This is a genomic window from Pseudonocardia zijingensis (assembly GCF_042657305.1).
GTDB classification, from domain to species: domain Bacteria; phylum Actinomycetota; class Actinomycetes; order Mycobacteriales; family Pseudonocardiaceae; genus Pseudonocardia; species Pseudonocardia zijingensis.
This window is the reverse complement of sequence record NZ_JBHSKO010000004.1, coordinates 378478-391805: the sequence shown is the minus strand read 5'-3', so window position 1 is coordinate 391805 and position 13328 is coordinate 378478. Positions and strand designations below refer to the sequence as shown.

The 13328-nt window shown below is 68.3% G+C and carries 5 protein-coding genes; all 5 read right to left on the bottom strand.

Features of this window, described 5'->3' with window-relative positions; genetic code table 11:
- Nucleotides 1-4: 4 nt before the first annotated feature.
- The 5 genes from ACFPL3_RS11730 to pglW all read right to left on the bottom strand — a co-directional run bounded on the left by ACFPL3_RS11730 (nucleotide 5) and on the right by pglW (nucleotide 13270).
- Complete coding sequence (locus tag ACFPL3_RS11730; RefSeq protein ID WP_343939817.1) at nucleotides 5-2326, bottom strand: GmrSD restriction endonuclease domain-containing protein; 2322 nt, start codon at nucleotides 2324-2326, stop codon at nucleotides 5-7.
- 91 nt (nucleotides 2327-2417) lie between these two features.
- Nucleotides 2418-4214, bottom strand: coding sequence for a protein NO VEIN domain-containing protein (locus ACFPL3_RS11725; protein ID WP_343939815.1), 1797 nt, complete (start codon nucleotides 4212-4214; stop codon nucleotides 2418-2420).
- The gene (locus ACFPL3_RS11720; protein WP_343939813.1) at nucleotides 4214-5086 is read right to left on the bottom strand and encodes a hypothetical protein; all 873 of its coding nucleotides are present in this window, start codon (nucleotides 5084-5086) and stop codon (nucleotides 4214-4216) included. The genes ACFPL3_RS11725 and ACFPL3_RS11720 overlap by 1 nt, the downstream gene beginning before the upstream one ends.
- 21 nt (nucleotides 5087-5107) lie before the next feature.
- The gene (gene pglX / locus ACFPL3_RS11715) at nucleotides 5108-8995 is read right to left on the bottom strand and encodes a BREX-2 system adenine-specific DNA-methyltransferase PglX (RefSeq protein ID WP_343939811.1); all 3888 of its coding nucleotides are present in this window, start codon (nucleotides 8993-8995) and stop codon (nucleotides 5108-5110) included.
- A gap of 99 nt (nucleotides 8996-9094) precedes the next feature.
- Entirely contained in the window at nucleotides 9095-13270 is a 4176-nt protein-coding gene (gene pglW, locus ACFPL3_RS11710; protein ID WP_343939809.1) for a BREX system serine/threonine kinase PglW, read from the bottom strand.
- Between the last annotated feature and the right edge of the window lie 58 nt (nucleotides 13271-13328).

Here is a 13328-nt window from a genome sequence, read left to right as displayed (position 1 = left end):
GCACCTACGACGGCCAGCGCTTCCGCTGGTAGTCGTGAGCCTCCTGCCCCAGAAGCTCGCGTGTGGAGCTGTTGATCCGGACCAGGAAGACCGGCTTGCGCTCACCCTTGGTCGCAGTCGCGAACACCGGTTGAGCGGCCGGGCCGACGACGATCTTCGCGACGGTGCGGTCGTCAATTGTCGCGTAGCTCATGGAGACGTCAGTGGCCGCAGCCTTGCCCAGTGACGCGGCGAGCATGTCTGTAAGCCACAGGTCCCAGCCGTCGACGTTCCGCTTGTTCCCCTGGAAGGGGAAGTCCTCCTCGATCCCGACGATCGCGCCGTCGTCTGCGACGCCGACGAGGAGCGTCCCACCGTGGGTGTTCATGAAACCGGCGACCGACTTCAGGACGGCGTACTCCATCGCCGGGTCCTTCTCACCCGTGCGGAGATTCTTGCGGCCGGTGGACTTGAACTCGACGACCTTGCTCTCGCCCGCGGCGATGACTCGCCTGATCTCATCGGTGACGTTCTTCGACGCGTTCTCCGCAGCGGCGAACGGGTTGTCGGACCCGTCGGCCGAGCGGTTCACGGGTTTGCCGGTGGCTTCCTCGATCTGCTTCAGCAGGCGCTCGAAGCGGGCCGTGAAGAACGCGGCGAAGTCGTCGGCGCGCAGTGCGAGCGGGTCGATGTCATGGGACCGCAGGATGGTGTCGAGGTCCTCCGGGCTGGTGCCTTCGCTCGACTCGATCCGCGCGAGGTACCGGCTCGGCGATGCGCCGCCGATGCGGCGGTTCGTCCGCGCGTCGATGGTCGTCTTGTTGACGATGCTGTTGGCGATCGACTCGGAAATGCCGTTTTGGGCCGCCCAGGACCTCGGGAAGATGTGGTGGATGTCGACCGCGTCGTCGACGTAGGTGTGCAGGTCGATCGTGGATCCGGTGCGGAAGTCCCGCCCACCCCGCTTCATCTGCTGGGCATAGAGGCCCTTGTACGCCGCGCTGTTGCGGGTACGCAGGGTCATCAGCCGGTCCGCCTGGAACTGCGACTCCTTCACCGTCCGCGGCTCGTCGCCGCCGTCGATCCACGCCACGACGTCCTGCAGGTCGTAGGCGAAGCGCGTTTCCGTGGAGCCGCCGTACATCTCGCCGAACACACCGCACCAGAACCACTGCCGGAGCCGCTGGACGACGCCGTGGCTCTCGGCACGGTCCCCCAGCGCGGTCATGATCGCTGTCAGCGGGACGAGCTGACTGGCGTAAGGGAGGTCGCGCGCGGTGAAGATCCGCTCGCCGTGCAGGAAGCGGACCACCCGGGACAACACCGGGGTCGCCTCCTCCGCCCACCGGAGGTAGTCACTGAGTTCGAGCTTCAGGACGTCCCGGCGTTTACACGACACTGCTGGCGCACGGTCGTCGGAGGCATGCTCGGCGACGTACCGCGCCCGGCGGTCCCTCGTGGCGAGGAGGGTGACGACCTGCAGGAAGTCGGTCTCGGGGAACTCGTCGAGCAGGCTGAAGGCACCGAAGGCCGCCTTGCGCTTCTCCCAGTCGTCGCGGAGGTTGAAGTTGTCGGCCGCGTAGGTCGCCGTCAGCAGCTCGAAGACGGTCAGCGAGACACCACCGGTGTTGACCTTCTCGAAGACCTGGCAGACCGCTTCCTTGGGCGTCTCGCGCGTGAGCTCGATGGTGGGGACCCGGTACTGCAGGAACGGCGCGATAACGGCTTCGTGGAACGCGGCCCACGTCTGGAACCGCTCCCCCGGGTCCGGCGCGAGGAAGTCCTGCTGCCACCTCATCGTGGCGGTGGGATCGAGGACGATGTCGAGTGGGAACATCTGCGCCGCGACCTGGGCCTCCCGAGTCGAGAGGTCGAGCTCGGTCTCACCGCGGAAGTTCCGAACCAGCCCGTCGGCGGGGATCGAGCGGATGGCCTCCTCGCGATCCTTGAAGGGATCGATGCAGGCGCGGATGTCGGCGAAGTAGCGGCGCGTCATCGAATTCTTGCGCGCATCGCGGGTCGGGACCGCCTCACCGGAGCGCAGCGCCAGGTAGAGAGAGGTCGTGCGCTGCTGCCCGTCCAGGAGCAGGAACTCCGGCTCGTCGAGGGTCGCCCTGGCGACGCCTTCCAGGAGCCTCGGCTTGAACTTCACCTCGGGATTTCCGGTCCGCAGCGTCATCACCGCACCGATCGGGTAGGAGAGCGACACGGAGGCCAGGAGGCTCGAGATGTGGTTGTCGTCCCAGACCCAGCCGCGCTGGAAGTCAGGCAGCTGGAGGGCGCCGCTGTGCGCCCGGTTGAGCAGGTCGCTCAGCGGCATGTCATTGCTGGTGAACTTCTTGTCCACGCTCTCTCCTCGAAATCACATCGCGTCTTGCCGCCGGTACCAGCTCTGATCATCCCCGTCCGGGGGCGGGCGGGCCCGCTTCCTGTCGGCGTCAGATCACTACTCCTGAGCGAGACCAGTCCGCACACTCCCAGTCCCAACGCCGGCACACACGCTCGAAGGGGAGATCGGCTGTTCCTGCCCGAATCATGTAGAGCAGGGTCCCGCGCCCCTGCCCCACAACCATTGCGAACCAGTAAGAGTCCGGTCGCGACTGCAGGAACGACATCTCGTTGCTGGTCACCGCGAATCGCGAGTCGGGGCTGTCCACCTTCTTGACCTCGACGAACGCCGGGTGCCCGTCCGGGTCGCGACCGGTCAGGTCGTAGCCGAGGTTCTGCTGGCTCACATCGTCGAGGTCCCACCCGCGATCGTTGAGGTACGTCATCGTCGATTTCTCAGCAGCCCGCCACATGTGCATGTGATCCGCCATCGTGGATGACGGTGAGCCGGCTCTCGACGCGACAGGGACCGGTTCGGGAGAAGCGATCTCGGCCTCAGGCTCGACCTGTTCGACGAGGTGGCGCTCGGCCGGGGTCAAGGATCGACCGAAGGCGTCGGCAGTCGACCGGATGTGCTCGGCCGCCCGCTTTCGGGTGTCCGGCGACAGCCGGCTGAAGTTTCGACCGGCGTCGGCCGCGACGTCGGCCGACGCCAACCCGAACACGGCCTTGAGTGCTCGGGCCGCACCGCGATGCTGCTCGGCATACAGAGCGCGGGGGGCGCCATGGGGCCGCACGAGATCGGCTTCCGCGTTCGTGTAGCCGACCGGGGAGTACCGAATCGTCAGCGGGTCGGTGTTGGCTGCATCGCGCAGCCTGGACCAGAAACGGTGGCTCACGGATGTTGCTGGCGCGCTCAGGGTCGCGCGCGGGTCCTCGGCCGTCAGGCAGAGCTCCCACATCCGGTCGAACAACGGGTCAGCCGAATCACCGAGGATGCCGAACACGGCGCGGGCGGCTGCCTCGACCACTGTGATCGTTGCGGGGTCTCCGACGACCGCGTGGGTGCGCGAGGGATCGGTCACGACCATGCCGGAGGCGACGCACGGAACCCCGAGGGCATCGGCAAGCGGAAGGAAACAGCTCAGCCGTCCGCCTGCTCCGGCCAGGGTGAGTGCTGCCGCGTCGAGGGGCACGGCTAGCTGCGCACCGGCGCCGATGTCGCGAACCTCGAAGGCCGCGTCGGGGTGGCCGTCTCGATACAGCGTGACGCGGTTGTTGTCGCGGCGCGTGCCGATCACGGCCTGCCGGCCTGCAACATCCACGAGGGTGAGCTGTCGGACGTTGCGGAGGAACAGCAACGCGAGCGGATCAATGCTGTCGACGTCGACATGAGCGTCGGGCCGCAGGGCGAGCGTGAAGCGAGCACCTCGCGTCACGTCGCTTCCTGCTATGTCGACCGGTATCCTGATCAGCGGCATGGTGCTCGTACCGCCCACCAGATGGGAGGATCGGCGCCGGTCGAAGTGGAAGCGCACTCCGCTGGATGCGACTTCGATCGAGTCCGCGACCGCTGCGAGCGACTTGAACCCGATCCCTCGATAGCCGATGGTGCCGCCGCCGCGCTCCTTGGTGGACCGCGCGCTGCGACACAGCGACTCGATATCAGCCGAGGTGAAGGGACGGCCGTCGTTCTCCCAGGTGAGCGAGGTGGCGGACGAGTGGTCGACTCGGACTTCCGTGGAACCTGCGTCGTCTGAGTTCTGCAAGAGCTCGTAGAGAAATCGATCCCGGTAGGTTTCGGCCAGGAGAGCCTCAATCCGCGCGATCTCTTCGAAGAGATCGGGTGAGGTGTGGAACTCTGCGACCAACTTGGACTGAAGCTCGCGAACTGCACCCATCACCATCAGTCGTGGTCACCACCGCGAAAGCGGACGATCACTCGGGCCGGCGGCGCCGAGAAGCGGTCCAGATCCCAACGCTCGGTTGAAATCCACCGGGGCTGCCGCATCGGCGGCCCGTCGGCTCGATCGATCTGCGCCTCGAGATCGATGACGTCATCATCCTCCTCGAGCAGAAATCCGGTCTCGTCGAGGACTTCGATGCCGAGGCGCGGGAGCCGGTGCTCCTCGTAGTAGCGATAGGAACGGTCCCGCTGATATCTCAGCCCGTCTTGATACTCTTGTCGCGCCTTCCTCATTTCACACAGCTCCATCGATCCCGACAGGAACAACTGCAGAAACGGATCCTTCCTATCAGGCTCATTACCGATCGATGCGTGGGCCTGGTTCACCCGGGGTTGACATCCGCAGCTCGACGGCTCGACCACCGTCTCGATGGAGACCGCCCTTGAGCCAAGAACGAGTGGCACGAGATCATAGTCCACATTAGCTACGTCGTAAGCGGTGAGGGTCGCAGTGACACCGCCGGGATCGATCCACTTCTTCCTCACGCAGAGTCTGTGACGATCCGAGATCTTGACGACCTTGTCGGATCGATTGAGTTTGCCGATGTAGTAGACGACATCCGCCGATCCCAGTTCGGGTACTCTTAGGATCGGGGCCAGTCGGGGAGCCCAGTCGCGCGAGAAGCGGTCCCGCCACTCCTCCGGGTCGTATCGGCCTCGGATCGACCAGTGGATCTCGTACTCGTACTCTTTGCCCCACTTGTCGTACTCGTAGACAAGTCTCGCCTGCGCATCGACTATGTCGTAACCCAGCAGCGAGAGGTTCACCTCGTCCAGGCGAACGTCGATCCGGTCGAACGACTTCTCGGCCACGGTCAAACCTTTCGTGACAGGTCAGGGCAAGAGGTAGCGCATGCCGCGCCGCTGGCCGGTGGTGACGAGCCGGCCTTCGGCGACGAGGTGCTGGGCGACGGCACGGGATCCGGCGGCGTCGAGGCCGGTCAGGTCGCGGATCTGCTCGTTCGACAGCGGTCCGCTCGCCGCCGCGGTGACCACGGCATCAAGGTGAGCCGGATCGGGAGCGGATCGTGGACGGCGCGGCCTCGCTGCGGCGCCATCACCGTTGCGTTGGCGAGGTGCCGACCGCCGGGGCAGGGGGGCGACGTCGACGCGACCGCTGGGGCGCCATTCCGCGAGCTGCTGGCGGCTGAGGTGCAGTTCTCCGAGCTGGGAGTCGAGGAATCCGTCATAGGCGTCGCCGGGGGCGGTGCCGTAGACGGTGTCGATCTCGGAGTGCCACTGGTGCACCCACGGCAGCACCTCCAGCAGGCCGGCCAGCAGGGGTTGCACTCGCTCGCCAGGCCACCCGTCCTCGCCGCGGCGCTGCCCGATGAGCACCGCGAGGGCCTGGGCCTTCTCGCGGTGGTCCCAGCCGGCCCAGCCGAGCAGCAGGCTGCCGTCGCCGTCCCGGCTCGCGGCAGGGTAGGAGATGAACCGCTCCTTGGGGACGTCGAGCTTGCCGCGCTGGGACCAGTAGCTGCCGCGGAGGAAGTCGCCGGAGCCGTACTTGGGCGGGACCGGGACGACGCCGATCTCCGTCGCAATCGCCTTGCGGACCTCGGGATGAGTGACGTCGTCGTGGCCCATCCGGTCGGCGATCGTGTCCTCCTGCCGCTCCAGCGACCAGGTGTGCTCCCACTGCGCGCGCTTCGCCAGGCCCGCCGGCTTGTAGCGGTAGGCGGCGAGGAACGGGACGTGCTCGTCGTCGACGAGGGCGCCGACGACCTCGGCCAGTTCCGCATCCGGGCGCCCGAGCGCGTCCCCGGCCCACAGCGAGGCGACGGCGACGAAGTCCGTGTCGCCGCGGACCCGGTCGGCGAGCGACCGCACGGTCTGCGGTGCGGGTTGCTCCTGGCCGTTCATGTCGATGGCGAACCAGAGGTCGCGGGCTTCCAGGCGGTCGAGCAGCCAGGTGCGCAGCGCGTGCTCCTGCTGCTTCTCCCAGCTCTCGGTGGCCCAACGCCGCTTGCACTCCGGCCGCTCGATCAGCGCGAGATCGCGGCGCTTCTCGATCAGCGCGATCCGCGCCTCGACGCAGCGGCGGTAGTCGTCGGGCCAGTGCGCGGGCAACTCGGTGATCGGGGTGGAGCCGTGGCGGGAGAACCACTGGATCTCAGCCTCGTCGACTGTCCCTTTCCGGGCTATGAGGATTTCGAACGCCCGCTCGCCCAGTCGAATCGGAACTGGGTCGCCGGACCACACGGCCTCGGCTCCCTCGGAATCGGAGAGCAAGCCGTAGCGGTGGTAGACGTCCCAGTCCAGGTCCTCCTGAGTAGAGATCATCTCGGCGCGGATACGGTCGTAGTCGTCCTGGGCGGTGGCCAGGCGATCGCGGGTCGGGGAGGCGTTATCGGCGATCGCGGCCGGAGTCGTGGCAGCGAGTTGCTGGGCGAGGGAATCCAGGTGGGTTCCGGCCGCGAGCGGGAGGTCGACAGGAAGTGGGAATTGCTCTAGCTTCGTACCGGTGAACTCGTAGTAGCTCTCCCAGGCGTATCGCCCAGTCGAGCGTTCTCCGCCGCGGTTTCCCTTGTCTTGGCTAACTTGCTTCAGCCAGAAGCACGCCGTCGAGGAGTTCAGTACCCCGAGGAGTGCCAGGTGGTCGTCCTCACTCGCCTCTTCCGGCAATTTGATCACGGGGGCAGACTGCTTGAACACCTTACCGCCCCGGTCCAGTACGAAGTGGTTATGCGTCGCTACGAACGCGAACGCAATCGACAGCGATGTTCTCAGTTTCGCGCTATAGCTCTCCAGGTGCACCCACCACGGCAGGCCGCGATCAGTAAATGTCTTGCCGAAGACGATTCGACCTCGTAGCAGGGTCCGCAATGGGTAAAGTCGGCGAACAATTGGGTCATTTTGCGGGACCGGAACGCTGTTGACGTCATCGAGGTAGGGATTCAAGACGACGTCTTTGTTCCATATCGAGAAGTCCCGTACTGCGTCACCTATCACGAACCGCCGAACACGGCAGTGAGCATCGCCTCGGTGCGCGGCTGAAGCTGAGGAGTAGTACCAAGCGTCATCTTCGCCAACGACCGTGGTTCGACCAATTGAATTGACGATCTGCGCGAGTTGCCGGGGGCAATCATTGATCGCCTCAAGGACCGTATCGGTGCCGCCCCCCGACAGTGACCACGGGTGCCGGGCGAGCCGCGACCGCCGCATGTCCACCACACTCACCCAGTCCGATTCGCTCGCCGGATGGTCGACCTGAGCTTCGATCGCGCTCCACACCAGCCCCTTCTCAGGGTCGGCGGGCTGGTCAGGCTCCCCTCGCACCCCGAGCACCGCACGCACGGCGTTCCGCCGGCTGGGTGCGGCCCGTCGGCCGATGAGGATCACAGTCGGCGTGCCGTGGCCGGGGATGTAGGCGCCGGAGGTGTCGACCACATAGTTGAGTTCGACTCTCGGGAAGAACTCCTCGACCAGCTTCGTGCCGAACTCGCGCTTCATGAACGCGTTCGAGGTGATCTGCCCGGTGTAGCCGGCGCCGAGGCCGTCCTCGCCAGCGCGGCGGGCCAGGTCGAAGATGCGCTGCGCGAACGGGACTGTCAGCTGGAACTGGCGATGGCACGCCGACCACTGCCTGCGATAGGAGGCGTTCTGGGTCTGGTCCTTCACCGTGATGTACGGGGGGTTGGTCACCACCGCGTGATAGCTACCGGACACGAGTAGGCGCGCGTCCGCGAAGTCGTCGACGTCCTCCCAGCGGGCGCGACCGACCTGGATGTCGATCTCGGCGAAGGACTGCTCGCGCTCGGGGACATGCAACGAGTCGGTGCAGCCCACGATCGGGCGCCAGCTCTGGCCGGACGCCTGCGCGAGAGTGCTCACCCCTGCCGCTTTCAGCGCGGCGACGAGCAGCCGGAACCGGGCGATCGCGACCGCGAACGGGTTCATGTCAGTCCCGTGCACCGAGTCCAGCGCCCGACGCACGACCTCGTAGGCGTCGAGTCCCAGCTTCTCCTCCCGCCACGCCTCGACCAGCCGCTCGAACGCACCGAGCAGGAAGTGGCCGCTGCCGCAGGCGGGGTCGATCAGGCGCAGGCCGTCGAGGCCGAACTCGTCGATCGCGGGGGTGAGGGTGCGGTCGAGGATGAAGCGCTCGACGAACCGCGGGGTCTGCAGGAGGGCGTAGCGCTTTTTCGCGTCCTCGGAGAGGTCCTGGTAGAGGTCGCCGAGGAAGCGTGTGTCCCAGTCCGGGTCGGTGAAGTCGTGCTGCAACCGGTGCCCGTCGGTGCTGCGCCAGAACGCGACGAGCTCCTTCGCTGCGTCGTGCGAGATCGGCACCCAGTACATCGGGTTGTGCTCCTCGTGGAAGAGGAGCTTTCCGGCGTCGGTGTTCTTGAGTACCTCGAACTGCTCGGCCAGCCAGTCGCCGTCGTTGTGCTCGGGGTGGCGGCGGTAGTGCTCGACCTGCGCGTCCTCGGCGGCGGCGAGGCGGTCGCCGGGGCCGGAGAGCACGGGGTCGATCAGGCGGTTGTCCTCCGACCACCGCAGGAACACCGTGCCTAGCACCCACGCGACGGCGATCTGGGTGACTTGGGCGTCGCGCCATTCGGGCCACTCGGCCGCTGTGCGGCGGGCCTTGCGCTCGTCCCTGTGCTCCTCCTTGAGGATCCCCTCGGCGCCGGGCAGGGCCTTGAGCTGCTCGGCAATATCGGCCTCCAGCAGCCGCACCTGCTTCTGCAGGTTCGCCAGCAGGCCCTTCGAGTCGATCATCGTGCTCCCCTCGCGTTCACCGCCCCGTTCGTGGTGAAGCGGGCCGATCGTTACAGGTTGCTCACTGTGCGCAGCACCGGCCTGCCCTCGGTACCGGAGTCACGCGACGGTCGTCGTGGCCCGCGACCAGCTCGATGGCGCGATGACCCATTCCTCGGACGTCTCGAGCCCCACAGCCTGCGTTCCGATGCGGGGCGCCTCGTGCTCGTCCTGCGCGGCGCAGAGCAGGATCACCGTCCGCGGGCCGCGGTTGCGTCCGCCGCGGCGGGCGGCGTCGAGCCCGCGGTCGAGCAGCGCCATTCCGCCCGGGTATCGGCCGAACGGCGTCAGTGCGTCGAGCACGAGGACGTCGGCGCCCGACCACGCGTCATCCAGGCGTGCCCATGCCTCGCCGACCACCAGCTGGAGGTTGGTGCGGGCCCGGGAGTCGGCGTCCGGAGCGTCGGCGCGCAGGACGACGTCGAAGCTCGCGATCTTCCGCTCCCGTGCGACCGCGCGCAGCGCCTCGACGAACGCGGCCGAGGCGTCGACGGCGTCCACTTCGGCCAGCGCACTGACGTGCGCGCGGGTCGCCGGCCAGCGTGACCGCCGGAAGGTGACCACCCGGACACCGCCGTGGCGGAGCGCGTACGCCAGGCGCGCATCGGGCCCTTCGGCGGCCGGCTGCGCCTGCGCCTGCATGCCGCCCGCGGACGTGTGCGACAACGACGTGCTCGACGCAGCCGCGGTCGTCATCGGCCGGAGCCGGTGGCCGTCCCAGCGCAGGTCGAAGCTGGCGTCGCGGAGCATCCTGGCGAGGTCGGGCCCGTCGGGGAAGCCGTTCAGTCCCGGGAAGCGCGCCGTGACTCGCCGGACGAGTGCCTCCGGGGCCAGACCCTCCGGCGGGACTCCAGCGCCCGCCTGCGAGAGCCGCAACGCCCGGATCGGATCGAGGTCGCGGGGGTACAGCTCGAGCCGCGCGTTGGCGAGCACGGTGCCGGTCGCGGCGGCGGCGAGCTGGACGAGCCGCTGCTCACCCGGCACCAGGTCGTGTCGCCTGGCGATGGCCTCCAGCGCCCGCACGACGGCGACCGGGGTCGGGAGCGGGTCGCTCCCTGCGAGCCGGACGGCCTCGTCGGCGAGCGCGACCGTCATATCGAGGAGCTCGGCGTCGTTCGGGGTGTCGTACGACTCGTCGTCGCCGACCTGCAGGGCGACGAGAACCCGGTCGTGATGCCGGCGTGTGGCGAACAGCGGCTCCTCTAGGTTGCTGTCCGCCTCGACGACGGCGCGGAGCACCGCGTAGGCGCATGCGCGTCGTCGCTCCGGGTCCTCCTCCCGATCACAGCCCCGGGAGATGAGGAGCTGCTCGACGAGCTCGCTCGCGGCCGCCACCCGGTTGAGACCGCGCAGCGTCCCCGCGATCTCGTCCCGGATCTCGCCCAGCGTCGCGTCGGAGGACCACTCCAGCCGCCGCTTCTGGGTCAGCTGGCTGATCCGGGCGCGGGTGAGCCCGTGCGCGGCTCCCAGCTCGGTGAGGCTCGGCCAGCGGGTGCTGGGTAGTGCGCCGTTCTCGTCGGGCAGCCCGAGCAGCGAGCGCGTGATCGTCCGTTGGTCGGCGCCTCGCCTCGTGGCAGGCGGAAGCAGGCGCGCTGCGAGAGTGTCCAGGCCGGACTGCGCGCTCGCGTCGACCGAGGGCGCCGGTGGCGCGGACTCGGACACCGGCAACGTCCGGCGCCACTCGCTCGCCCGCTTGACCAGCTCCAGGCGGGTGGCACGGGAGAGCCCCCGGGCCCGCCACAGCGCTCGCGTCGGGATCGCCACCAACTCGCCGACCGTGTCGGCGCCGAGCCGCTGCGCGACGGCCACCGCGCGCAGGGAGAGACCGGCCGCGTCGAGTGCAGTGCTCGCGGTTGCCGCGGCTGCGGCCTCGTCGCGCTGCTCCTCCGGGTCGTCGGTGGGCGTGTGTGACGTGCGGGCCGGCCCCTGCTCGTCCATCGCGGTGAAGACGCGGTTCCAGGCCTGCCGCATCGCACCTGCGGTAGGGAAGCGGGAGTCCGCGTCGCGATGCAGGGCCGTGCGGAAGAAGGCAGTGAGCGGTTCGCGCAGGCCGGCGTCGAAGATCTCCGAGGAGATCGTCACCTCGTCGACGAACTGCGGGTCGGTGCCGTCGACGCCCCAGGTCGGTAGCTCCAGGCTGGCCATCTCGTGCAGCGTGACCGCGACCGCGTACAGCTCGGCAGCCCTGTCGTACGTCGGCCGGCGGGCTGTGCCGAGGAAGGGGTCGCGGTAGCCGCGCGTCCCGGCCGCGATGTCGGTCGTCGCCGCACCCGCGAGCGAGAAGTCGAACAGGACGAGTGCGGGGCCGCGCTTGGGATGACGGCGGACACCGAGGTTGTCCGGCTTGATGTCGCGGTGGAACACCTCGTGCGCCTCGAGGTAGCCGACGGCGTCGAGGAGCTGGTCGCCGAAGCGCTGCAGCTGATCCGGGAGCTGGGCGCCCTCGTCGCGCAGCAGGCGGGCGAGGGTCTGCTCGCCCGCGTAGTCGATCTCGATCGCGTGCCGGGAGCCCAACGCGAAGACACCGCGTTTGAGAACGACGAGGTGGTCGTGGCGCAGGCCTTCGAGGACCACGGCCTCGTCGCCCAGGCGCTCCTCGGCCTCCGCCGTCCGTCCGACCTTGAGGACGGAGTGGTGGCCGTCCCGCTCGACGAGAAACGCCCGTGCCGTCGCACCGGTGCCCAGCACCCGCTTGACCTTGTAGCCGTCGGGCAGCTCGGTGCCGGCCTGGGCGTCCCACGGGTCGACGACGGTCTCGTCGGGCTGAGCGGATGCCCCGAGTGCGTCATCGAGAAGACCGAGGAAGAACTCGACGTCCGGGATCCGCTCGGTGACGCGGGGGCGGGTGGCCTCGAAGACGAGATCGTCGATGTCGGACGGGATCGACTCGACCACCTCGGCGGGATGGAGCCCGTCAACCGTCGTGAGCCGTTCGGCCAGCTCCACGCGGCTGCTCGCGGGTGCCTTCCCGGTGAGGATGAGGTAGGCGGTGCTCCCGAGCCCGAAGACGTCGATGGCGACCGTGCCGTCCGCGTCTTGGGTGAACTCGGGCGCGAGGTACGCCGCTGCGGCCGCTTCCACGTGCCGCCCGGCGTGGGTCGTGACCTCCACCCGGTGGGTCGTGTGCGTCGACGACAGCCCGCGCGCCGCGGACTGCCACTCGCCGACCCGCAGCCGGGGCTCGGCCCAGCCGCCAGGGCCCGGCTCGACGATCACGGCCCGCGGGGACAGGGCCCGGTGCACGAGCCGCCGATCGTGGGCGTAGCCGACGGCCTCGGCGAGCTGACGGACGAGGCCGAGCCGCTGCGGCAGGTCGAGCGCGGCGCCGTCGTCGGCCATGAAGTGGTCGAGGCGCTTCGCGTTCCTGTGCTGCTCGATGACGAGGGCCGGGCCCAGCTCGTGCTGGAGGAGCTCTCGTGGCACGAGGAGGCCGGGATGCTCGATGCCTTGCGTCGCGAGGAACTCGCGTTGCGCGGCGTGGCGGACCGACTCGCGCGACTCCTCGTCGGCCTGGCGTTCGTAGTGGTAGACGCGGATGCGCCGGTAGGCGCCCGGCAGATCCTCGCGGGTCGCGTGATGGTCCTGCCAGGTCGGGCCGCTGTCGTACGGGCTGGGCTCGATCTGCCACGGCCCGACCATCACGCTCCGGCGGGTCCGATGGATGCCGACCTTCTGTAGTAGTCGGGGCAGCGCACGCAGGAATTCGGGCTGCGGTGGCGCATGTCTGACCGGGCCGAGGAGGAGGTCGGCGCCGAGCCTTCGCAGCTTGTCGGCCGACCGCGCATCATCGGGAACGTAGAGGTGGGCACGCTGGCCCTCATCCAAGTCGCACTGCATCTGCGGCTCGGCCAGGAAGATGCACCCGCGCAGGAACGGGATCTTGATGCCTCGGTCCTTGGACGCTGCCCGGCCAAGAAGCGTTTTGAGTTCCTTCGCCTTCAAGTCGGCGAGCGGGAGCGGGTTGTCGAAAGTGCGATTCTTATGGGTCCACAGCGCACCGTCGTTGCTCAGCCGCCCCCTGAAGTTCTTGATCTCGATGAGGAAGAGCCCAGTCGGCGCCGCGACCAGAAGGTCGACCTCGCGGACGTGCCCCTGGTCCGAGATGAAGTAGAAGTTCGACCAGGCCTGATAGGGGGTGCGGTCGGGGAGGAGGTCGCGGACGTAGCGCAGTGCTGCTTGCTCGTGCGCAAACGACGAAGGGGTGATCTCGTGCCAACGACTCGAGCTCGCGTCCACTCACCGCTCCCTGGTCATCGCCGTCGCGTCCTTAGCTGACCGTAGAGGACGATCGGCC